The sequence below is a fragment of the Burkholderia torrens genome (assembly GCF_984668525.1).
In genome coordinates this window covers 899,696-921,890 of the sequence record NZ_OZ480211.1, presented here as the reverse complement: position 1 = coordinate 921,890, position 22,195 = coordinate 899,696, and the positions used below count along the sequence as shown (strand labels likewise).

Below are 22,195 nucleotides of genomic sequence, written 5' to 3'. Positions count from 1 at the left end.
CGGCGGCGGCCGAATTCGGCGGCACTGCCGGACACGCAGCCGTCCGGCCGTGCCGCCACGCGACTTCGGATAGAGCTACGGCGTCGGCGCTCAATCGAGGCCGACGCCGCTACCATGCGGCAACCGGTTACCGGCTGCCGGACTTCCCGGGCATTGCGCCAAGGATTTCATTGATACGATCCGCCGCATGGTGACCGGCCGTGGTCAGCGACAGATTGACGCGCGCGCTCTCGCGGGCACGGGCACCGAGTTCACGCGCCCATTCCTGATTCTCGAACACCTTGCGCATCGCTTTCGCCGCTTCATCTACCGACGGCTCCGCCCAGTGTAGATTCGCGTCGTACGGAGGAATCGGCCGCCCCAGTTTCACGAGATCGTAAGGTACGAGAAGGCTGTTGCTGTCGTCCATGAAGTCCACGTTGCCGGAATAGTTCGTCGCAATGACGGGCTTCCCCATCAGCATGGCCTCCGCCATCGTCAGACCCAATCCCTCGCTTCGATGCAGGGACACGTAAGCGTCGCATGCATCCATGAGTGACAGTACCTCGTCCGGTGAATACACCTGGTCGATGATCTTGATCTTCACGCCCGACATCTCGGCCGCGAGCTGCAATTCCTTGATCTGGGCCGGATGACGATCGCCGAATGAAGTCTTCAGCACCAGACAGACCGGATCGTCCGGTCCGAATGCCTTGCTGAATGCACGAATCAACCCCATCGGGTTCTTGCGCTCCATGACGCTCATCATGTGAAACGTAAACAGGAACGTATATTCGCCGTCGTTCAGGCCGAAGTACGATCGATCCCGGCGCTGATACTGGCCAAGCTGCACCCCCGGGAAAATCGTCCTCACCGGAATGGTCAATCGTTCGCGCAACCCCTTGGCAACGAACTCGGTCGCAGTCCAGACTTCATCGACGCGCGCGGCTTGCTCGAGCCAACTGTCCGGTATCGAATCGAACTCCCAGTACCAGTATGCGATCCGGTAGGTCCGCTGCGCACGCTCGAGCAAATCGGATCGCCCGTACGCATCGTCGAAGAACGGTTCCGGCTGGGTATGAATGATGGTGACGTCGAAATCCTCCGTACCGGAGAAATCGACGTGATGCGGATCATCCCTCTGATCGGTACGAAGATCGCGCAAGGATGTCTGCATCTCGACCTCGCGCATCCCCTTCACCAACGCTTCCGCCGAGACGCGCAGACCCGACGGATAGCAGAAGTGCGCGATCACGTTGACGCCGGGCTTGGCCAGCGAAGTGGCCACCGCATCGATCTCCAGCGATTCGCACCATGAACGAACGTCGTGCGGCAACGCGGCTTCGTCCGTTCGCAGCCATTCGATCAGCGCACGCGCGTCGGCCGCGTCGCGCAGCACCGCGGGGAAACGATCACGCCAGTCTTCACGGGCGTTGTATGCCGTTCGAATCTGCTCGGCAGGCGACAAGTCGGTCGGCCAGGTCTCCGGCACCCCCCACGACTCGTGAACCCGGTATGTTGCGGCAAACCAGGCAGCAAATGCAGCACGCCCGAAAATCGTCAACCCGTCCGGATGGAGTCGCTGCCACGCCGGTGTAAAGCGATAGGCTTCCACGAGTTCGCGAGCCGGCGCTTCCGACGCTTGCCAGAAGAGCCACCAGATCTGCTCGAGTTGCAGGTCCGCCTCGACACGCCCATGCTGGATGAACCACTCGAACAGATCCGCCTGCCCGACCGGCGTCAACCCGTGCGGCATCAGTGCCCGGACATCCTGACGGAACATGAAGATCTGTCGCGCCGGCGCGCCAAAATCCTGCTCGAACAGTTGCCCGATCGCCACGACGCCAGCGTCGGTCAGGCCGAGGTCACGCCCGCCACCAGCGAGCAGCCATTGCGCAAACGCGCCGTTACGTCCGGCCGAAAGCGCCTGCGGGAATCGGACGCGAAGATCGGCCCGACGTCGCAGCAGATCGAGACACCAACGCGCAGCACTCCAGATATCGGAAACCTTGTGGACCGGCTGCGGTGGCCACACGACCTCGTCTCGCGCCAATCCGGCGATTTCCATGCAAATGCCTTCGTCGTCGACACGAAGTTCCCTCGCTGACAACGGGAGCGAACCCGTGTCTCGAAGCTGTCGGTCGAGTTCCGCCCGCACGGAAATGCCGTCCTGCAGACGCAGGGTCGGAATGGCGTGACGACCATCCAGTTCGGGGTGAAGATACGGATCCTCGTCGATGCCCAAATGACGGATGTCGTCTGCCAGGCGCCGGATATCCTCGACCGGATTGCTGTTCCCTCTCGTCGCCCCTTCGTGATGCACGAGGCAGGCGTACGGCGTATAGGCCGTACGATAGCCGGCACGCCATATCCGCATACACAGCGCGACGTCGCTCATCGCAATCAGATACGATTCATCGAACCCGCCGACCTCTTCGAAGGCGTTCCTGCGCACCATCTGGCAGGCGCCCATGATCGCAAGCCAGTTTCGCGGATGATCCGGCGAGCCGAATACATCCCATTCGATGCCGCCGCCGCTCCGGTACATCAATGCGGCGAGATGGATGCCGATCGACACGCCTGCATGCTGCAATTCCAGCGACGGGTAAATCAGCTTCGTACCCACGACACCCACGCCCGGACGCATCGCGAACCGGACGAGCTCCTGCAGCCAGTCGCTCTTGATGATCTCGATGTCGTTGTTCAGGAACAGCAGAAACTCGCCACGTGCTCTCACCGCACCGAAATTGCATGCGGCCGAATAATTGAACTTGTTCCGGAAATGAACGATTCGAACCTGCGGTTCCGATTTCAGCTGTTCGTAGTATGCGAGTGTCTCTGGATCATCCGATCCCGTATCGACGATGACGACTTCCTTGTTCGGATAGTCGGTTGCGTGCAGCAGGCCTTCCAGGCACATCCGGAGCAGCTCCGGCTTGTTCTTGGTGGGAATGACGATCGAAACCAGCGGCGCCCGCTCGATCTGCCAGGTGGCATGCTGGGTGCCGTTCGATTGGGTTTCAACGGTCACCGCGCGGCTGACGCCGTGACGCTCCCAATATCGCTGGATGGCCGCGCGATGATCGCCGGCTTCGTTCGTGTCGGGTGCAGGCCGCTCCTGGCTCGCTCCCGGCTTGCGATGACACAGTACTTTCGGAACACGAACGATGTTCTGTGCAAGATCGCTGACACGCAGGTTGAGGTCCCATTCGACGGCCGCCGCAGCAGTAACGTCCACGCCTCCTGCCTGCGTCACCAACGCACGGCGAAGCAACGTCAACCGCCCGAAGTAGTTGAACGCATAGAGAAGATCGGGCGACCAGGCCGGCTTGAAGTACGGACGTTCGCGCGTTTGTGACGCCGACTGCACGTCTTCGTCGCCATAGACGATATCTGCCCGCGGCGACTTCGCGAGTACGGAAACGACATCGCTCAGCGCACCGGGCGCCAGGATATCTCCACTATCGATAACCGCAACGAACTTGCCCTTGGCGTGATCGAAACCGCTGGCAAGGTTCGCCGGCCGCTCCTGGGCCGCGCCAGGCGCGGCAACAGCGATCACGCGGGAATCGGCGCTCGTCCACTCTTCGACGAGTTTCAGCAGCGCCGCATCGGCTTCAGAGTAAACAACGATGGCTTCCCAGCTTCGATACGATTGCGCTCGAATCGAACCGACCGTTCTCGACACGCTCTCGATCGATTCGACATCGGCAAGCAAAAAGCTCACGAGCGGCCCGTCAACCTTGATCCGGGCATCAGGGCTCGAACGGGTTTCGACCGTGCGAATCCAGTCCGCATAGCGCCCCGACGATACTGCACCGGGAATACCGGCGTCTTGCAGGACTTCGACCTGATCGCTCACGGCCTGCTGCTCGCGAAGCAGGGTCGCGCGCCGCTGCCGCAAGAACTCGAGCCGCGCCGGCATCCGCCATGGCGTAGCCAACCACCATGCAGCCTTGGCTACCTGACGCGCGCGCCCCCGCGCAGACGGAGGCATCATCGCCCCGATCCGGCGCGCCGGCGACGTCGCGCGCCAGAACATCGATTGCGTGACGGCCTGATACTGCTGCTCGACCAGCTGGGCCCGGTGGCTGGCCTGTTGTGCCATCTCGTCGCGACCGGAGAGCGCAGCACGCAATTCGGCGATCCGGTTTTCAGCATCCTTGTGCCGACGCTTGTGGTCGTGCTCCATCTCCGCCCGCCGGCTTTCCATCGCCGCTGCCTGGCGCATCAACTCCTTGTTCAGGCGTTCGAGCTCCTGGCACTTCGCTTCGTGCTCCTCGAGTACTTTTTTTACCTCTGTCTGCCGCACAAACTCCACGGCATCGCGCTCCCGTTGCTCCGCACCCGCCACCTGAGCGGTCAAGGTCTCGACCTGACCGGCCAGTTCGGCCGTCCTCGCAGGCACGAAATCGTCAAAGACGTTGGGCGGATACTTGAACGCGTCGACGAGCTCGGATCGCTCGCCGGCTACGTAGAAGCGGTTGAGGCCGTCCGAATAGACATGCACGTAGTTCGCTTCCAGAAGAATGCTCTCCCACTCCTGATGGGATTCCTTCTGGGTCAGTGGCAGTGTTGCCTCCACCACGACAATCCACGGCCGGTTGCGTTTCCAGTCGTTGCCTGCCAACACCGCGCGCTCGGCGCCTTCGACATCGACTTTCAGAAAATGCACCTCTCGTCCCGCACTGACGTGCTCTCGCCAGATGTTGTCGAGGGTCGTCAGCACAACGTCTTGAACGTTCTCGTTCCACCCTGCCGCGACATGTTCGTCGGCAATCTTGCCGTCAAGCGTCGACAAGCCGGTGTCTTGAAACAAATGGATACGCCCCGTACCCGTGCTTTCCCCCACCGCGACCCGAAGATTGATGTCGCGAGGACGCCGGCTTTCGAGCTCGGCAAAATAGACCGGGTTGGGTTCGACATTAATGCCGCTCCACCCCATCTCACTGAATGCTCGAGTCACCGAGTGCTCGTCGGGAGACCATGCGCCGACGTCGATGTAGAAACCGGCCATCACATGCCGCAGCGCGCGATGCAGCATGACGTCTTCGAGATTTTGCGCGTAGGAAACAAGAGGCATAAATTTTTACTTACCTGGGCTATGAGAATTCAAGTCGGCGTCGAACAAAACATCGACGCCGGCCCGATTTCCTGCATTGCATTTCTGGCCATGACCGTGCCGTGCATGTCGACCGTGCCGAACATGCCGTCAACAGTCAGTTCGCTCATGGACGTTCGAGCATCCATGCAAGCGTATTGCGAAGCGGTATCGCGTGAGTCGAACCAATCGCATGTTCGAGCGCCCGGCAATTTCCGACAAGCTTGTGGACCTCGTTCGCTCGCACGAACTGCGGATTCACCGTCACCTCCAGTTCGTGCCCGGATAGTTCCTGCACCATCGCCAAGACGTCCTGCAACGAATACCCGACGCCTGAGCAGACGTTGAACGTACGTCCCGCAAAGTCGCCTTCGATCAACTTCCGATACGCCGCAACCACCATGCGCACGTCCGAGAAATCCCTCACGACATTCAGATTGCCCAACTCGATGCGCGCCGCGCGCTCGCTGAAATGCCGAACGATCTTGGGAAGCAGGAATCGCTCGTCCTGCCCCACGCCCGTGTAATTGAACGGCCGCACGACGACGATCGGAAGTTTGTCCTGCCACATGCGTGCGACCATTTCCATTGCCAGCTTGCTGATCGCGTAATCGTTTGCTGGTGCCGGCGCGGTGGATTCATCTATGACTTCCCGGTCGGAATTGCCATAGACGTTCGCACTGCTTGCCAACAACACGGCTTGCGGCTGACACGCAGCGCGGGTAAGCGCATCAAGCAGGTTGCGCGTCCCGACCACGTTGGTCTGGTAGATCGCGCCGACATCACCGTGCTGAACGAATGCAATGGCCGCCAGATGCACGACGGCATCCGGCTTTTCGGCGGACAGCACACGAACCAGCGCGTCGGTATCAAGCAGGTCGCACACGTGCGTTCTCCACGGCGCACCGGCAACCGGCTTGTGAACGATCCCGCAGACTTCGTGACCCGAGCGGATCAACTCCTCCGCCATATAGCGGCCGGTAAATCCGTCCAGGCCCGTTACGAAGACTTTTGCCATGGCCTTAGAACGAGAAGCCCGCTTCGTTGCGACGAATGTCAGCCTCGACCATCATCTGGCAAAGCTGCTCGAGCGTCGTCTTCGGCACCCAGCCGAGCTCCTTGCTCGCTTTCTCGGGGTTGCCGATCAGCAGATCGACTTCGGCGGGCCGGTAGAACTTGGGGCTGACCTTGACCACGGCCTTGCCGCTTCGGGTATCGACGCCCGTCTCGTTCTCGCCGGCACCTTGCCACGCGAGTTCGATGCCTGCCGCCTGTGCCGCCATCGACACGAAGTCCCGCACCGTCTCCGTCCGGTTCGTCGCCAGCACGTAGGTATCGGGGCGCTCCGCCTGCAGCATGCGCCACATGCCTTCGACGTATTCCTTCGCATATCCCCAGTCACGCTTGGCGTCGAGGTTGCCGAGTTCCAGCACGTCGAGCTTGCCGAGACGGATCTTGGCAAGACTGTCCGTAATCTTGCGCGTCACGAACTCGCGTCCGCGCAGAGGCGACTCGTGATTGAACAGGATGCCGCTGCAGCCGAAGATGTTGTAGCTCTCGCGATAGTTGATCGTCATCCAGTGCGCGTAAAGCTTTGCGACGCCGTACGGGCTGCGCGGATAGAAAGGCGTGCTTTCGACCTGCGGAACGGCCTGCACCTTGCCGAACATTTCCGACGTGCTGGCCTGGTAGAAGCGGATCGCAGGATTGACCGTGCGAATCGCCTCGAGCAGGTTGAGCGCGCCGATCCCGGTAATCTCGGCTGTGGTCGCGGGCTGATCGAACGACACGCCGACGAAACTCTGGGCCGCCAGGTTGTAGACCTCCGTCGCCTGCGTCGTCTGAAGCAGGCGGATGCTCGCACCGAGATCAGTCAGATCGTATTCGACGAGGTGAAGATTGGGATGATTGCTGACGCCGAGCTCGTCGATTCGCCAGAAGTTCACCGAGCTGGTGCGCCGATAGGTGCCGTAAACAGTGTAGCCCTTCTCGAGAAGAAGCTCCGCAAGGTATGCACCGTCCTGCCCCGTAATGCCAGTAATGATCGCAACAGTCATGTTCTTTCCAGTTTGTTCAGTGTGTTGAAACTCCAGCCCGACTCGTCGATCGCGGTCACGCCATGCGGACGGCCGATGCGACGTGAGTCCAAGCCGGATTCCAATCGTGGTTACTTGCCGGTCGCCGCGACGACATCCCGCCCATAGTTGTCGTCGAGACGGACGATGTCGTCTTCACCGAGATACGAGCCCGATTGAACCTCGATCAGTTCGAGCGGAATCTTCCCCGGGTTCTGCAGGCGATGCGTCACGCCCAGCGGAATATAGGTCGACTGATTCTCGCTCAGCAAAATGACCTGATCGCCGTTGAAGACCCGCGCGGTACCTCGAACGACGACCCAGTGTTCAGCCCGGTGATGGTGCATCTGGAGGCTGAGCGACGAGCCCGGGTTGACGATGATGCGCTTGACCTGAAAGCGTTCGCCCTGGTCGATACTCTCGTACGAACCCCACGGCCGGATGACTTTCCGGTGCGTCACCGACTCGTGTCGACCCGATGCACTGAGACGCTCGACGATCTTCTTCACGCGCTCCGACTGATCACGATGCGTGACGAGGACCGCATCCGCCGTTTCGACGATGATCAGATCCTTGACGCCAATGGCCGTGACCATTCGATGATCGGCCCGGATATAACTATCGGCAACGTCGTCGGTCAGCACATCACCCGACAGCGTATTGCCCGTATCGTCGGTATCCGAAATTTCCGCGAGCGCGGCCCAAGAGCCGATATCGCTCCAGTTCAGACCGGCGGCCGCGACCATCACCGCGTGATCGGTTTTCTCCATCACCGCGTAGTCGATCGAGATATTCGGACATTCCTGGAATGCATCGGCATCAAGTCGGACAAAATCCTCGTCGCGCTTTGCCTGCTTGACCGACAGCGCAACCTGTTCGAGCACGGCCGGCTCGAATCGCTTGAGTTCGTCGAGATACGCCGACGCCTTCAGCATGAACATGCCGCTATTCCAGTAATAGCCGCCTTCCGACACGAAACGCGCCGCCGTTTCCGCATCCGGTTTCTCGACGAAGGCATCGACACGAAACGCGTCGTCATGCGACGTCAATGCGTTGCCGCTGCGGATATAGCCGTAGCCGGTGTGCGGCTTGGTCGGCTCGATGCCGAACGTGACGAGATGCCCGCCATTTGCGATATCGCGTGCCTTCTCGGCCAGCTTCGCGAACACCGCATCGCTCAGGATCACATGGTCGGACGGCAGCACGAGCAACAACGCGTCCGGCGACTGCTCCATCGCGAGCAACGCCGCTGCCGCTACCGCGGGTGCCGTATTGCGCCCGACCGGCTCCAGGACGACGGCCGACGGAGCCACGTCGATACTGCGCATCTGATCGGCCACGATGAAGCGTTGTTCCGCATTCGTGATCATGATCGGCGCTTCGACACCGGGCACGCCCTGCAGACGCAGCACGGTCTGCTGAACCAGCGTGTGATCTCCGGCCAGCTTCAGGTACTGCTTCGGATAACCGCCCCGGGACAACGGCCAGAGACGGGTGCCGCTACCGCCGCACAGGACTACAGGGAAGATGTTCACGTCAACTCCGTTCGATATACCTTCAATTTTTCCGACCGCCAGATCAGTACGACTCATTGATTCCGGCGGTATCCGGCCTGCATCGCCGGGCATGCGCTCAGACAAGCGCACCCGCCCGCGACGGCCAGGCCAGACTGATGTCCTCTTCGTTCAATGTCAGATTTGGACTGTATGAGGAATCATTCCGCAGCAGTTCTCCCCAGTGCTTTTGCATGTACTCGGTCTCGCCGTCGAAGCGGGCCTGTTTGACAGGATCGTCCTCGTAACCACGCGTTGCCGACTCATGGTGATACAGCTCCGCATATGGGGTCCAGACATTGCGATAGCCGGCCTTCAGCAAGCGGAGACAAAAATCGATATCGTTGAACGCGACGCCCAAATCCTGTTCGTTCATTCCCGCCACTTCCCGATAGACCACCTTGCGAACGATCATGCATGCAGCAGTCACTGCGGAGAAGGCGCCGATCAAGCTGGCGCGACCGAAGTACCCGAACGATCCGCGAGGAATATGCTTGTGTACATGTCCCGCCACGCCGCCAAGCCCGAGCACCACGCCTGCATGCTGGACGGTGTCGTTTGGATAGAGCAGTTTCGCGCCCACCGCCCCGACGCCGGGTTGCAATGCAATACTGACCATTTCCGTCAACCAATCGGGAGAAATCACCTCGATATCGTTGTTGACCAGTCCGACGACCTCGCCGCTTGCCACCTCGACGGCCGCATTGCACAACGCCGCGAAATTGAACGGCCGATCGTCGCGCAATACCCGGAAGCGCGCGTCATTCTCGAGCGACGCGAGATACTTCAGCGTTTCAGGATCATCCGAGCCGTTGTCGACGACAATGATTTCGTAGCTTCCGTACGTCGTCTTGTCAACAATGCTCGTGATGCATTGCCGAATCAGGTTCAGCCCGTTTCGCGTCGGGATGATCAGGCTGACGAGGGACGCCGGATCAGGCATCGCATAACGCGCACGGTAGCCGTTTCCCGCATACTCCGCCACACCGCGGACACCCGTTCGCTCGAAGTGGTCATTGAGCGCCCGTTCGCCGGCAACGACCGCGTAGGGCTTCGCGTCAGTCCCCGACGAAGTGCTTTCCGCATGGACGCGCCAGTGATACAGCACCCGAGGAATATGATGAATTGCCTCGGCCCCTGCCCGTTCGACACAACGAAGGGCCAGATCGTAGTCCTGGGACCCTTCATATCCCTCGCGGAAACCGCCGACCTCGTCGAGCAGCGCCTTTTGAAATACTCCCAGATGACTGAACATGTTCTGCGAAAGAAACAGATCGGGGTTCCAGTCACACTTGAAGTACGGTTCACGGCGCTTGCCCGAGCCATCGATCTTGTCTTCATCAGAATAGATCATCCGAATCGACGAATCGCGCATGATCGCATCCGCGACGCAATAGAGCGCGTGCTCCGGCAACAGGTCATCATGATCGAACAGCGCGACCCACGTGCCCGTCACGAGTTCGAGTGCAGTATTCGATGCGGCGGAAATATGGCCATTCTTCTGCCGGAATGCGACCTTGATCCGCTGGTCCTGGGATGCGTAACGTTCGAGCAGCGGGCGGATGGCCGGATTCGTCGACACGTCGTCTGCAATGCAGAGTTCCCAATGCGGATAAAGTTGTCCGCGGATGGACTCGATCGCCTCCGCCAGCCAGGCAGGATTGGGATTGTAGACGGGCATCACCACCGAAATCAGCGGCGGATTCGCGAAACCGGCGATGCGCTCGCGAATGGCCGCCCGCGTTGCATCGTCAACCTGATCGTAACGGCGCACCCATTCTGCATAGAGAACCGGATCGATGACACCGGGGGCGCCCGCGCGCAACCATGCGATTCGGCTCCTGACGCCGGCGACCCCTTCCCGGCGCAAGATGCCGTAAGCCTTGCGCACGACCAGTCGCAACCCACCGTCACCCGCCACCCGGTTCACGAACGAACGTGCTTTGCGCAACTTCATCGGTTCAGCACCCAGCCATACCTGCGTTCGACTTCACAACCATCACTCCCCCACCGAAGCAGCATACTGCGACACGACGTCGTCGACCTCCCCGAAAGCGCGCACACGCCCGCGCTCCATCCAGAGCGCCTTGTTGCACACCTTGCGGATTTCCTTGTTCGAGTGCATCGCGAGCACAACGATCTCCGCACGGTCGTGCAGTTCCTCGAGACGCGCCTCGGCCTTGTGCATGAACGATGCATCGCCCACGCCCATGACTTCGTCGAGGAGCAGGATCTCGGCGTCGACTGCCGTCGAAACGGCAAACGCGAGCCGCATTTTCATGCCGCTCGAATAGGTACGGATAGGCAGATCGAGGTAGTCGCCCAATTCGCTGAACTCGGCGATATCGTTCTGCTTTGCGCGGATCTCCGCATCGGTCATGCCGAGCAGCAGGCCGCGCAACCGGATGTTCTGCATACCGGTCGAGTTTTCGTCCATGCCGAGGCTGATATCGAGCAGCGGTACGGCCTTGCCTACTCGCGACAGCGAGCCGGCTGTCGGAGGATAAATGCCGGCCATCGCACGCAGCAGCGTCGACTTTCCCGCGCCGTTGTGGCCGATGAGCCCCACGCGATCGCCGCGATCGAAGCGGAAACTCAGATCGTCGAGTGCACGTACGACGATGACGCCGTCGTTACCCTCCGCAATCCGGTTGCGTCGCCCCATGCGAAGCACCTGCTTCTTCAGCGAGCGGCCCTGGACGTCGTAGATCGGCAGATCCAGCGTCACGTTCTTCAGTTCGATGTGTGCCATGTCGCCCCCTTCAGACCCAATACGGAAGACGTTTCAGATAACGACCGGTCATGAGCAGTGCGATCGGCCATCCAACGACCGCCATGCCGATGGTCACTCCCCACGTCAGCGCGCTGGGCATTTGTCCGATCAACGGACCGCGAACGACATCGATCAGGTAAGCAAGCGGATTCCATTCGACAATGAACGAAAAACGATTCAGCGCGTCCGGACGAAAGATGATCGGCGTGACATAGAATGCGACCTGAAGCAGCGCGCCGATGATCTGCGGAAGGTCGCGGAAGCGTGCCGACAACAGGCTTGTCAGCATGGCGATCCACATCGCATTCAGCACATACAGAAGCAGCCCCGGAATGAACATCGGCAGCGTCTCCCAACTCTTGACGCCGAAGATCATCAGAAGACCGATGACGATCACGAAGTTGTGTGCCAGCACGATCAGGTTCCGCCATACGACTTGCAGAATGTAGATCAGCTTCGGCGTGGGTACCTGGCGAATGTAGGCGCCGCTGCTGATATACGCGATGCTTCCCTCCTGGATCGTCTGCGAGAAAAGCCCCCACAGCACAATACTCGACGCGAGGAACGGCAGGTATTCGTTCATCTTTTGCCCGAACAACGTACCGTAGACCACGCCAAGCGACGTAATCATCACGCCCATGCTGATCGTGAGCCAGAACGGTCCGACGCTCGAGCGGGCGTAGCGCTGCCGGATTTCGAGCCAGCCAAGCAGCGTCCACAACCGCCACGAGGCAATGCTCTGTTTGAGGTCAGCAAGTGAAAGAGTCAGCATGCAAGCTTTCTAGTTGAATGAGATTGAAAAATGGGACGCCGGCACGTCATAGCGCACCGGTACGACCGGTCAATCCGTGCCAGATCCCGAGCAGCGACAGCCGCAGGTGCTCGATGCGAGGCTGCATGAACAGCGCATAGATCGCAAGCCGGACCGGCATCTTGACGAGTTCCGTCGACTTCCAGCTCCACGGTACATAGGCACGCCGGATCAGCGCGATCGCGTTGCGGAACAGATAATAATGCCGAACCGGGCCGTGTCCGGGATAGCTTCGCCCGAACACCCTGACCGGCTCGCCGCCCAGTTCGTGCGTCAGCCGCAATGCCGGCGCGCCGAGCACCGAATACCCCATCGAGCGGGCGCGAACACACCATTCGAGATCGACGAAGTCGATGAACAGCGAGTCGTCCATCGGACCGATGTCGCGCCATACAGCGAGATTCACGCACGATCCCGACGTGATCAGAAAGTCGACCTCGATCGGCTGCACACCATCCGGCTGAACCCTGCGCAGCTTCCCATACCCGAAGCGGACGAACGGCGCGACCCCGCCCAGCCGTGCATCCTCGTATGCCGGCCCGACGAGCGCCACGCGACGATTGCGCATGCGCTCGGCCGCCATTGTCCGGGGCAGTTCGATCAGCAATTCGTCCGACGGCTCACTATCCTGATCGAACAGCAATACCGACGTACAGTTCGCCTCGGCCAGACGTTCGATGCCCTGGTTGAGCGCCGTCGCGATGCCAAGATTGGCGCCGTTCGCGACATAGTCGATACGCGCGTCGAGCCCAAGCGCGTCCGGCGCACTGATGCTCTCGGTGTTGTCCACCACCACGCACGGCCATACTTTGGCGAGCCGATTCGCTCGCGCCACGCAACCGCTATCCGGCCGGTAGAACACGATCACGACACCAGCCCGCTCCTGAACCACGGAATTCTGATTCAAGTTACTCACTCAGGCACAGCTTCAATGCGTCGGCCCAGTCCGGCAACCGCAACCCGAATGCTTCGGTCAGCTTGTCGTGCGACAGTCGCGAATTGGACGGACGCTTGGCCGGAACCGGGTAGTCACTCGCCGGAATCGGCAGCACCTTCGGCGCGCGCTCGCCCATCGCCTGAGCGAAGATTGCCTCGGCAAACCCGTGCCACGACGTGGCGCCGGCCGACGTAAAGTGATAGGTACCGGAACGCTGCGCCCACCAGTCCGCGTCATCGGCCGCCAGCGCCTGCGCGACGATGTGCGCGGTCGCGGTGGCGATCGTCTTCGACCACGTCGGCGCGCCGATCTGATCCGCGACGACACGCAGCTCGGGACGCTCGCTCCCGAGCTTCAGCATCGTCAGCAGGAAGTTCTTGCCACGCCGGCCGTACACCCAGCTCGTCCGTAGGACCAGGTGCGCGCAACCCGTCGCCGCAATGGCCTGCTCGCCCTCGAGCTTGGTCAGCCCGTACACGTTCTGGGGGTTGGTTGCATCCGTTTCGACGTAGGCACCCTCTTTGGTCCCGTCGAACACATAGTCGGTCGAATAATGAACCAGCGCTGCGCCGAGGCGCGCCGCCTCTTCTGCAAAAGCACGCGGGACTTCGGCATTCAGCCGACGTGCGGCATCGACGTCCGTCTCGGCCTTGTCGACGGCCGTGTACGCGGCCGGATTCACGATGATCGACGGCTTCAGCTCGCGTACGACGCTGCGCACCCGATCGAGATCGGACAGGTCGAGCATCGACCGGTCGCACGCCACCACGCGGCCGAGGCCTTGCAGCGAGCGCAGCAGTTCGAACCCGACCTGGCCATTCACGCCCGTCACGAGGATCGTCGGTTCAGGAGTCACACCCACCTCACGCATAAACTTCGGCTTCGCTCAAACGCTTGCCGGCCGCGTCCTTCGCCGCCAGCAGCGGCTCGAAATCGATCGGCCACTCGATCCCGATCTCCGGGTCGTTCCACACGATGCTGCGCTCGTGTTCCGGGAACCAGTAGTCGGTCGTCTTGTAGAGGAATTGCGCAGCCTCCGACAGCACGACGAAACCGTGCGCGAAACCGGGCGGCACCCACAGTTGCCGGTGGTTGTCGTTCGACAGCACCACACCGACCCACTTGCCGAAGTTCGGCGAATCCTTGCGAATGTCGACGGCGACGTCGAACACTTCGCCCTCGACCACGCGAACGAGCTTGCCCTGCGCGTGCTGGATCTGATAGTGCAGGCCGCGCAGCACGCCCTTCGACGAGCGCGAATGGTTGTCCTGCACGAATTCGACGCCCGGCGCGACCTGCTCGGCGAATTCCTTCCCGTTGAAGCTTTCGTAGAAGAACCCGCGCGCGTCGCCAAACACCTTCGGCTCGATGATCTTGACTTCGGGGAGCGCCGTTGCCGTTACTTGGATGGCCATGCGACTTGATCCGTAAGAATGTTCTTGAGGTACTGACCGTATGCGTTCTTCGCGAGCGGCTGTGCCAGCTTCAGCACTTGCTCCGCGTCGATCCAGTTACGGCGATAGGCGATTTCTTCCGGACAGGCGACCACGAGGCCCTGTCGCTTCTGCAGCGTCGCGATGAAGCTGGCCGCCTCGATCAGCGAATCGTGCGTGCCGGTATCGAGCCACGCATAGCCGCGCCCCATGATCTCGACGTTCAGCGCGCCGCTGTCGAGATAGCGCGAGTTGACGTCGGTGATTTCAAGCTCGCCGCGCGGCGACGGCTTGATGTCGGCCGCGATGTCGCACACGCGGTTGTCGTAGAAGTACAGACCGGTCACCGCATAGTTCGAACGCGGCTTCGCCGGCTTCTCCTCGATCGACAGCGCGCGGAACGACTTGTCGAATTCGACGACGCCGTAACGCTCCGGATCGTGCACGTGATACGCGAACACGGTTGCGCCCGTTTCCTGCGCATGCGCACGCTCGAGCTGCTTCGCCAGATCGTGCCCGTAGAAGATGTTGTCGCCGAGAATCAGCGCCGACGGATCGTTGCCGACGAACTCCTTGCCGATGATGAACGCCTGTGCGAGACCGTCGGGCGACGGCTGCACCGCATACTGGATGTTCATCCCCCACTGGCTGCCGTCGCCGAGCATCGACTCGAAACGCGGCGTGTCCTGCGGCGTCGAGATGATCAATACGTCGCGAATGCCCGCGATCATCAGCGTCGACAGCGGGTAGTAGATCATCGGCTTGTCGTACACCGGCAGCAGCTGCTTCGATACGACGTGCGTGATCGGATACAGCCGCGTGCCGGATCCGCCGGCGAGAATGATGCCTTTACGTGCCATCGTTTCTCTCCTCAAGTGCGTTTCGCGTAGTTCGTCTCGACCCACTTGCGGTACTCGCCCGATGCGACTTCATCGGCCCAGACCTGGTTGTCGAGATACCAGTCGACCGTCTTCGCCAGACCGGTCTCGAACGTTTCCGCAGGCTTCCAGCCGAGCTCGCGTTCGAGCTTGCGCGCATCGATCGCATAGCGGCGATCGTGGCCGGGCCGGTCCGTCACGTAGGTGATCTGGTCACGGTACGAACCTGCTGCCTTCGGGCGCGCCTTGTCGAGCAGGTCGCACAGCGTATGCACGACTTCGAGGTTCTTCTTCTCGTTCCAGCCGCCGACGTTGTACGTCTCGCCGGGCACGCCGCGTGCGAGCACTTCGCGGATCGCACTGCAGTGGTCACCGACATACAGCCAGTCGCGCACGTTCTGGCCGTCGCCGTACACCGGCAGCGGCTTGCCCGCGAGCGCATTCGCGATCATCAGCGGAATCAGCTTCTCGGGGAACTGATACGGGCCGTAGTTGTTCGAACAGTTCGTCGTCAGCACCGGCAGACCGTACGTATGGTGGTAGGCACGCACCAGGTGGTCGGAACCCGCCTTCGTCGCCGAATACGGGCTGTTCGGCGCGTACGGCGTCGTCTCAGAGAATTGCGGGTCGGTGGCCGACAGCGATCCGAACACCTCGTCGGTCGACACATGCAGGAAGCGGAACGCCGCCTTGTCGGCGTCGTTCAGGCCGTTCCAGTACTGGCGGGTGGCCTCGAGCAGCGTGAACGTGCCGACGACGTTGGTCTGCACGAAGTCGGCGGGACCATGGATCGAGCGATCGACGTGGCTTTCGGCAGCGAAGTGCAGCACGGCGCGAGGCTTGTGCTCGGCCAGAAGCGCATCAAGAGCATCGCGATCGCAGATGTCGACGCGCGCAAACACGTGCTTCGGATTCCCGTCCAGCGACTGCAGCGTGCGCAGGTTCCCTGCGTACGTCAGCTTGTCAACGTTGAGCACGGCTTCGTCGGATGCGCGCAGCCAGTCGAGTACAAAATTGGCGCCGATAAAACCCGCGCCGCCCGTAACCAGGATCATGAGGCTCCCTCAAATAATGTGCGGCAGACGCCATCGGGCGCCGACCCCATCAGATTCGCAAATGCTAGTAACTTGTGATCGCTACGTCAGACCGGGAATTTTAACCGGTCGACATGGCCTCCAAAGTCATGAAATGCTAATTTTGTTGGGGAAAGCGACAATTATAGGGAGCCGCCCCCTGCAAAAGCCATGCCGCTAACAACTTGATACAGCGCTTCGAACCCTTTCCGAGCATGAAATTTCTTGCCATATCGACAGGCTGTTACGGAACACAAATTTCGTAATTCCGTATTCAATGGATGATTCTTCCCGCGCTATCGACACTCGCAAAATCCGCCGCTCCATGACCCGCACCCCCATCGCCATTGGCGACATCCAAGGCTGTCATTCCGCTTTCCAGGCCCTGCTCGAAAAGCTTTCGCCTCCCGCCGACACGCCGCTGTGGATCGCCGGCGACGTCGTCAATCGCGGCCCCGGCTCCCTCGCCGCGCTGCGCGCGCTCGTCGACCTCGGCCCCCGCGCGACCGTCGTACTCGGCAATCACGACCTTCACCTGCTCGCGGTCTCCGCCGGGCTGCGCACCGAACGCCCGGGCGACACGATCGGCGAGATCCTCGACGCGCCGGACGCCGACGCGCTGTTCGACTGGGTCCGCCATCGTCCGTTCGTGCATGTCGAAGACGGAAAGCTGCTCGTGCACGCCGGCGTGCTGCCACAATGGGACGCGACGCTCGCACTCGAACTCGCGGACGAACTCCAGCGTGCGCTGCGCGCGCCCGACTGGCGAGACACGCTGGCGAAGCTGTACGGCAACGAGCCGAATCAATGGAACCCAGATCTGAAAAAACGCGACCGGATGCGCGTCGCGTTCAACGCGTTCACGCGCGTGCGCTTCTGCACGCCCGACGGCGCAATGGAATTCAAGGCGAACGGCGGCCCCGACAGCGCACCGCCCGGATACCTGCCGTGGTTCGACGTACCGGGGCGCCGTACGGAAGACGTGACGGTCGTGTTCGGGCACTGGGCCGCGCTTGGCCTGATGCTGCGCGACAACGTCGTCGCGCTGGATTCCGGATGTGTATGGGGGAACCAGTTGTCGGCCGTTCGGCTGACGGCCGATCCGGCCCAGCGTACGGTCACGCAGGTGCAGTGCGAAGCATGCGGCACGCCGGGCGAATGAGTGCCCGCCATCGCACGACACGGCCTGAACGTTCTGGAACCGCGCGTCGACTTCGCACGGTAGATTCCGGGAAGTACGCGCCATCCGGAAACCGAGGACATCGATGAGCAGCCTGCCGCCCGACTTTTCCGCCGAAGCCTATCTGCAGTTGCATCCCGACGTACGCGCTGCGGGTGTGGACCCGGTGCAGCACTATCTCGAGCACGGCCAACGCGAAGGCCGTCGATACCTACCGGCAACGTTCAACTTCCGGGAAGCACTACCCGGCGAACCGGGATTCCAGCCACTGCCGCTGATCGTCATTTCGTACAACCGTGGCGCGATGCTCCGACGCGTTATCGCATCGTACCGGCAGCAGCGCGTGCCCGTGGAAATTGCCATCCACGATAACGGCAGCAATGATCCGGAAACGCTGCGCGTACTCGACGAACTCGAGCATGATGGGATACGCGTGTTCAGGCGAGCCGCCATTTCAGATGCCAACGAATTGAATCTCGTCGATGAAACCGTGTCGGCGGTGTTTTCGTGCCGGGAGCCGGGTCCGTACATCGTGACGGACTGCGATATCGACCTCGCCGCCTCGAGCCCCGACGCGATCGCGGTCTATCTCGAGTTGCTGAATGCATTTCCGGACATCGAATGTGCCGGGCCGATGCTGAAAATCGACGACATCCGCAAGAGCTACCCGCTGTTCGGGCGCGTGATGAACCGCCATATCAGCCAGTTCTGGCACCAGCGTCCCGAAATCGGCACGATCGGCAGCCGGGAAATCGCGTACCTGCGCGCGCCGATCGACACGACCTTTGCCGTACATCGCACGGCACAGCCGTTCCGGCGCCTAAAGTCGGGCATGCGTGTCTATACGCCGTTCGACGGTCGCCATCTCGACTGGTATCCGCACGAGCAGCAGAACAACGACCACCCCGCGTCGGACGTCTACCAGCGCGCATCGTCACCGGAGATTTCTCACTGGGACAATCGCGCCTACCTGAGCACGTATTCGTCGGAACAACCGGAATACGACGACTATGTCGTCGTCAGGCAGCACGCATCAGGGGCCCTCGAGATCGACACGCGGCACATCGCAGACCACCCGGATTGACCGCCCCCGAGCAGCACGTCACCCCTCCCGCCCCGGCACCGGCTCATCGGCCGCCGCATCACCCGCCGCCCCGCCACCGAGTTCGGTCGCCGGATACGCATGCTTCTGCAGTTCCGCGAGCGACTCGGCCGACGGCTTGCCGACCTTCTCCTGCAGCGTCGCCAGCGCGGCCGCGATCGCGTCGCGCGCCGCCGTGGACGTCGCCCGCCGGTCGCCGCCCGGCGCGATCGGATCGCACACGTACAGATGCGCGACGAGCGGGCCGCCGCGCAGCACCATGTCGAGCGACTTGCCGAGCGACACCTCGCCCGTGTAGGCCGGTGCGACCGACTGCCGCCGCTGCGCGTCCTCGTACATCAGGCAGATCGGCTGCACCGCGCAGCCGGCCGATACCGCGGACTGGAACAGGTTCGCATGAAACGGCAGCAACGCCTGGCCATCGGACGTCGTCCCTTCCGGAAACACGCACATCAACCCGCCGTTGCGCAGGCGCTCGGCCATCTCGTGCATGATCCGCATCGCCTCGGTGCGCTTCTCGCGCTGCAGGAACACGGTGTCGAGCTTCTCGGCGAGCCAGCCGACCACCGGCCACTGCCGCACCTCGGCCTTCGACACGAACGGCGTAGGCCGCCACGCGTTGACCGCATAGATGTCGAGCCACGACACGTGGTTGCCGACGACGAGCGCACTCGCGTCGAGGCGTGCGCCGTCGTTATGGACGACGAGGCGCATCCCGCAGATCCGCAGCATCTTGAGCGACCAGCGGCGCGTCATCTCGGCGCGCTGCGCGGATGTGACGTGCGAAAAACGCAGCGCGACGATCGCCATGCCGCGCAACAGGTGAAAGACGAGACGCAGCTTGCGAATGGCGGTCATGGCGAGGGTCCGGCGTGGTTCAGTGGCGCTCGAACGCGACCTGCCCGGCCACGAGCGTCGCGCGCACGGTAGCCGGCAGTTCGTAGCCGAGGAACGGCGAGTTGTGGCCCTGGCTCTTCAGCGCACGCGGCTCGACGCGCCAGTGCGCGCGCGGGTCGAACACGCACAGGTCGGCCGCGCCGCCTTCGGTGAGGCGGCCTGCCGGCAACTGCAGCACATCGGCCGGCGCGGACGTGATGCGGCGCAGCGCCTGCGCAAGCGGCGTACGCGTCTCGTCCGCCCACTTCAACGTCAGCGACAGCAGCAGCTCGAGCCCCGTCGCGCCGGGCGTCGCTTCGCCGAACGGCAGCAGCTTCTCGTCGTCGTCGACCGGCGTGTGATCGGAGCAGATCGCATCGATCGTGCCGTCGGCGAGCGCCACGCGGATCGCTTCGCGGTCGCGCTCGCTGCGCAGCGGCGGATCGAGCCGGAACTGCGAATCGAAGTAGCCGATGTCGACGTCGATCAGATGCAGATGGTTCACGCCGACGTCGCAGGTCACGGGCAGCCCTTCGGCCTTCGCCTCGCGCACGAGCGCAAGGCCGGCCGCCGACGACAACCGTGCGAGGTGCACGCGCGCGCCCGTCACGCGCATCAGTTCGAAGATGGTGTGCAGCGCGATCGTCTCGGCCGCGACCGGCACACCGGACAGCCCGAGCCGCGACGCGAGCGCCCCGCTCGCGGCCACGCCGCCGCGGCCGATGAACGCGTCGAGCGGACGCAGCCACGTCGTATAGCCGTAAGTGCTCGCGTACTGCAGCGCGCGCAGCAGCACCTGCGTGTCGCGCACCGGCACGTTCGCATGCGTGAAGCCGACGCAGCCGGACTCGGTCAGCGCGACCATCTCGGTGATCACTTCACCCTTGAGGCCGACCGTCAGCGCGCCGAGCGGATGCACGTTCGCCTGGTGCAGGTTGCGCGCGCGGAACTTGAGCATCTCGACGAGGCCCGGCTCGTCGAGCACGGGGTCGGTATCCGGCGGGCACACGAGCGTCGTGACGCCGCCCGCGACGGCCGCGGCCATCTCGGATGCGAGCGTCGCCTTGTGTTCGTAGCCGGGCTCGCGCAGCCGCGCGCACAGGTCGACGAGGCCGGGCGCGACGATCAGGCCCGACGCGTCGATGGTCTTCGCGGCGTTGAAATCGGCCGGCGCCTTGCCGTCCTCGGCGATCGCGGCGATCTTGCCTGCCGCGACGAATACGTCGGCCTGCCGCTCGGTGCCGGCGACCGGATCGATCAGCGTGCCGCCTTTGATATGAATCTTCATGCGCTGTCTGTGAATGCGTTGATTGCGTGAATATGGAGGCGCGAAAGCGGGCTCAGTCGCTGTTGCCGGCGACGATGCCCATCACCGCCATCCGCACGGCGATGCCGAACGTGACCTGGTTGAGGATCACCGACTGCGGGCCGTCGGCGACCTGCGAATCGATCTCGACGCCGCGGTTCATCGGGCCCGGGTGCATCACGATCGCGTCGGGCGCGGCGAGCGCGAGGCGCTCGGGCGTCAGGCCCCACGTCTTGAAATACTCCTGCGCGGACGGCAGCAGCGCGCCGCTCATCCGCTCGTTCTGCAGGCGCAGCATGATGATCACGTCGACGCCCTTCAGCCCTTCGTCGAGGTTGTGGAACACCTTCACGCCCATCTGCTCGAGCCCGCCCGGCAGCAGCGTGCGCGGGCCGATCGCGCGCACTTCCGGCACACCGAGCGTGGTGAGCGCGTGGATGTCGGAGCGCGCGACGCGCGAATGCAGGATGTCGCCGACGATCGCCACGCGCAGCTTCGTGAAGTCGCGCTTGTAGTGACGGATCGTGTACATGTCGAGCAGGCCCTGCGTCGGGTGCGCATGGCGGCCGTCGCCGGCGTTGATCACGTGCACGTGCGGCGCGCAGTGCTCGGCGATCAGGTACGGCGCGCCGCTCGACGCATGGCGCACGACGAACAGGTCGGCATGCATCGCCGACAGGTTGTTGATCGTGTCGAGCAGCGATTCGCCCTTGCTCGTCGACGACGCGTTGATGTTCAGGTTCAGCACGTCGGCCGACAGGCGCGTCGCGGCGATCTCGAAGGTCGTGCGCGTGCGCGTCGAGTTCTCGAAGAACAGGTTGAAGACGGACTTGCCGCGCAGCAGCGGCACCTTCTTCACTTCACGGTCCGTCACGCTGACGAACTGCTCGGCCGTATCGAGGATATGGTTGACGATCGAGCGCGGCAGGCCCTCGATCGACAGCAGGTGCTTCAGCTCGCCGTTTTTCGTGAGCTGCGGGTTGCCCTTCAGGAAACCGTAGCGGAACCGGTCGGGGCTCGCGGCCGCAGCGGGATTGCCGGTGCGGCCAGTGGTGTCGGTGGTCATGGTGTGCGTGATTCCAACTATGCAAACGGGCCGCGGTGCAAACCAGCGGCCC

General features: G+C 62.4%; 17 protein-coding genes. 2 read left to right on the top strand and 15 right to left on the bottom strand.

Going from position 1 to position 22,195, the window contains the following annotated elements:
* Nucleotides 1-127: 127 nt before the first annotated feature.
* From AC5LXX_RS04185 to rfbB, 12 genes are all read right to left on the bottom strand, one after another.
* Nucleotides 128-5,062, bottom strand: coding sequence for an FkbM family methyltransferase (locus AC5LXX_RS04185; protein WP_493410578.1), 4,935 nt, complete (start codon nucleotides 5,060-5,062; stop codon nucleotides 128-130).
* A gap of 145 nt (nucleotides 5,063-5,207) precedes the next feature.
* The gene (locus AC5LXX_RS04180) at nucleotides 5,208-6,098 is read right to left on the bottom strand and encodes an NAD-dependent epimerase/dehydratase family protein (protein WP_493410577.1); all 891 of its coding nucleotides are present in this window, start codon (nucleotides 6,096-6,098) and stop codon (nucleotides 5,208-5,210) included.
* A gap of 4 nt (nucleotides 6,099-6,102) precedes the next feature.
* On the bottom strand, nucleotides 6,103-7,137 hold the full coding sequence (gmd, locus tag AC5LXX_RS04175) for a GDP-mannose 4,6-dehydratase (RefSeq protein ID WP_493410576.1): 1,035 nt from the start codon (nucleotides 7,135-7,137) through the stop codon (nucleotides 6,103-6,105).
* Nucleotides 7,138-7,247: 110 nt separating this feature from the next.
* Nucleotides 7,248-8,690, bottom strand: a complete 1,443-nt coding sequence (locus AC5LXX_RS04170; RefSeq protein ID WP_493410575.1) for a mannose-1-phosphate guanylyltransferase/mannose-6-phosphate isomerase — start codon at nucleotides 8,688-8,690, stop codon at nucleotides 7,248-7,250.
* 97 nt (nucleotides 8,691-8,787) lie between these two features.
* The gene (locus AC5LXX_RS04165) at nucleotides 8,788-10,665 is read right to left on the bottom strand and encodes a glycosyltransferase family 2 protein (RefSeq protein WP_493410574.1); all 1,878 of its coding nucleotides are present in this window, start codon (nucleotides 10,663-10,665) and stop codon (nucleotides 8,788-8,790) included.
* Nucleotides 10,666-10,707: 42 nt separating this feature from the next.
* Nucleotides 10,708-11,460 carry an ABC transporter ATP-binding protein gene (locus AC5LXX_RS04160; RefSeq protein ID WP_493410573.1) on the bottom strand — a complete coding sequence of 251 codons (753 nt, stop codon included), beginning with the start codon at nucleotides 11,458-11,460 and terminating at the stop codon, nucleotides 10,708-10,710.
* A 10-nt stretch (nucleotides 11,461-11,470) separates the two neighbouring features.
* Nucleotides 11,471-12,253, bottom strand: a complete 783-nt coding sequence (locus AC5LXX_RS04155) for an ABC transporter permease (RefSeq protein ID WP_023475278.1) — start codon at nucleotides 12,251-12,253, stop codon at nucleotides 11,471-11,473.
* Nucleotides 12,254-12,299: 46 nt separating this feature from the next.
* Nucleotides 12,300-13,199: a glycosyltransferase family 2 protein gene (locus AC5LXX_RS04150; RefSeq protein ID WP_493410572.1), complete on the bottom strand. Its 900-nt coding sequence runs from the start codon at nucleotides 13,197-13,199 to the stop codon at nucleotides 12,300-12,302.
* Between the two features lies 1 nt (nucleotide 13,200).
* The gene (gene rfbD / locus AC5LXX_RS04145) at nucleotides 13,201-14,100 is read right to left on the bottom strand and encodes a dTDP-4-dehydrorhamnose reductase (RefSeq protein WP_493410571.1); all 900 of its coding nucleotides are present in this window, start codon (nucleotides 14,098-14,100) and stop codon (nucleotides 13,201-13,203) included.
* Nucleotides 14,093-14,644, bottom strand: a complete 552-nt coding sequence (gene rfbC / locus AC5LXX_RS04140) for a dTDP-4-dehydrorhamnose 3,5-epimerase (protein ID WP_011544743.1) — start codon at nucleotides 14,642-14,644, stop codon at nucleotides 14,093-14,095. Before rfbC ends, rfbD begins: the two co-directional genes overlap by 8 nt.
* Nucleotides 14,629-15,522 carry a glucose-1-phosphate thymidylyltransferase RfbA gene (gene rfbA, locus AC5LXX_RS04135; protein ID WP_493402472.1) on the bottom strand — a complete coding sequence of 298 codons (894 nt, stop codon included), beginning with the start codon at nucleotides 15,520-15,522 and terminating at the stop codon, nucleotides 14,629-14,631. The genes rfbC and rfbA overlap by 16 nt, the downstream gene beginning before the upstream one ends.
* An 11-nt stretch (nucleotides 15,523-15,533) precedes the next feature.
* Nucleotides 15,534-16,595: a dTDP-glucose 4,6-dehydratase gene (rfbB, locus tag AC5LXX_RS04130; RefSeq protein WP_012328028.1), complete on the bottom strand. Its 1,062-nt coding sequence runs from the start codon at nucleotides 16,593-16,595 to the stop codon at nucleotides 15,534-15,536.
* Between the two features lie 343 nt (nucleotides 16,596-16,938).
* Here rfbB and AC5LXX_RS04125 point away from each other — a divergent pair, with 343 nt between their 5' ends.
* On the top strand, nucleotides 16,939-17,775 hold the full coding sequence (locus AC5LXX_RS04125; RefSeq protein ID WP_493410570.1) for a symmetrical bis(5'-nucleosyl)-tetraphosphatase: 837 nt from the start codon (nucleotides 16,939-16,941) through the stop codon (nucleotides 17,773-17,775).
* Nucleotides 17,776-17,878: 103 nt separating this feature from the next.
* Nucleotides 17,879-18,877 carry a glycosyltransferase gene (locus AC5LXX_RS04120; RefSeq protein WP_493410569.1) on the top strand — a complete coding sequence of 333 codons (999 nt, stop codon included), beginning with the start codon at nucleotides 17,879-17,881 and terminating at the stop codon, nucleotides 18,875-18,877.
* An 18-nt stretch (nucleotides 18,878-18,895) separates the two neighbouring features.
* Here AC5LXX_RS04120 and AC5LXX_RS04115 read toward each other — a convergent pair whose 3' ends face one another.
* From AC5LXX_RS04115 to AC5LXX_RS04105, 3 genes are read right to left on the bottom strand one after another with little or no spacing between them, the layout of a single operon-like run.
* Nucleotides 18,896-19,753, bottom strand: coding sequence for a lysophospholipid acyltransferase family protein (locus AC5LXX_RS04115; RefSeq protein ID WP_493410568.1), 858 nt, complete (start codon nucleotides 19,751-19,753; stop codon nucleotides 18,896-18,898).
* Between the two features lie 19 nt (nucleotides 19,754-19,772).
* The gene (locus AC5LXX_RS04110) at nucleotides 19,773-21,059 is read right to left on the bottom strand and encodes a dihydroorotase (protein WP_322082002.1); all 1,287 of its coding nucleotides are present in this window, start codon (nucleotides 21,057-21,059) and stop codon (nucleotides 19,773-19,775) included.
* 52 nt (nucleotides 21,060-21,111) lie between these two features.
* On the bottom strand, nucleotides 21,112-22,143 hold the full coding sequence (locus AC5LXX_RS04105) for an aspartate carbamoyltransferase catalytic subunit (RefSeq protein ID WP_006476735.1): 1,032 nt from the start codon (nucleotides 22,141-22,143) through the stop codon (nucleotides 21,112-21,114).
* Nucleotides 22,144-22,195: the final 52 nt, after the last annotated feature.

Excerpts from the sequence above, each read along its gene's own strand:
- rfbC (WP_011544743.1), bottom strand. The coding sequence starts at position 14,644 with ATGGCCATCCAAGTAACGGCAACGGCGCTCCCCGAAGTCAAGATCATC.
- gmd (WP_493410576.1), bottom strand. The coding sequence starts at position 7,137 with ATGACTGTTGCGATCATTACTGGCATTACGGGGCAGGACGGTGCATAC.
- AC5LXX_RS04105 (WP_006476735.1), bottom strand. The coding sequence starts at position 22,143 with ATGACCACCGACACCACTGGCCGCACCGGCAATCCCGCTGCGGCCGCG.
- AC5LXX_RS04155 (WP_023475278.1), bottom strand. The coding sequence starts at position 12,253 with ATGCTGACTCTTTCACTTGCTGACCTCAAACAGAGCATTGCCTCGTGG.
- AC5LXX_RS04160 (WP_493410573.1), bottom strand. The coding sequence starts at position 11,460 with ATGGCACACATCGAACTGAAGAACGTGACGCTGGATCTGCCGATCTAC.
- AC5LXX_RS04165 (WP_493410574.1), bottom strand. The coding sequence starts at position 10,665 with ATGAAGTTGCGCAAAGCACGTTCGTTCGTGAACCGGGTGGCGGGTGAC.
- rfbB (WP_012328028.1), bottom strand. The coding sequence starts at position 16,595 with ATGATCCTGGTTACGGGCGGCGCGGGTTTTATCGGCGCCAATTTTGTA.
- AC5LXX_RS04185 (WP_493410578.1), bottom strand. The coding sequence starts at position 5,062 with ATGCCTCTTGTTTCCTACGCGCAAAATCTCGAAGACGTCATGCTGCAT.
- AC5LXX_RS04120 (WP_493410569.1), top strand. The coding sequence starts at position 17,879 with ATGAGCAGCCTGCCGCCCGACTTTTCCGCCGAAGCCTATCTGCAGTTG.
- AC5LXX_RS04115 (WP_493410568.1), bottom strand. The coding sequence starts at position 19,753 with ATGACCGCCATTCGCAAGCTGCGTCTCGTCTTTCACCTGTTGCGCGGC.
- AC5LXX_RS04125 (WP_493410570.1), top strand. The coding sequence starts at position 16,939 with ATGACCCGCACCCCCATCGCCATTGGCGACATCCAAGGCTGTCATTCC.
- AC5LXX_RS04180 (WP_493410577.1), bottom strand. The coding sequence starts at position 6,098 with ATGGCAAAAGTCTTCGTAACGGGCCTGGACGGATTTACCGGCCGCTAT.
- rfbD (WP_493410571.1), bottom strand. The coding sequence starts at position 14,100 with ATGCGTGAGGTGGGTGTGACTCCTGAACCGACGATCCTCGTGACGGGC.
- AC5LXX_RS04110 (WP_322082002.1), bottom strand. The coding sequence starts at position 21,059 with ATGAAGATTCATATCAAAGGCGGCACGCTGATCGATCCGGTCGCCGGC.
- rfbA (WP_493402472.1), bottom strand. The coding sequence starts at position 15,522 with ATGGCACGTAAAGGCATCATTCTCGCCGGCGGATCCGGCACGCGGCTG.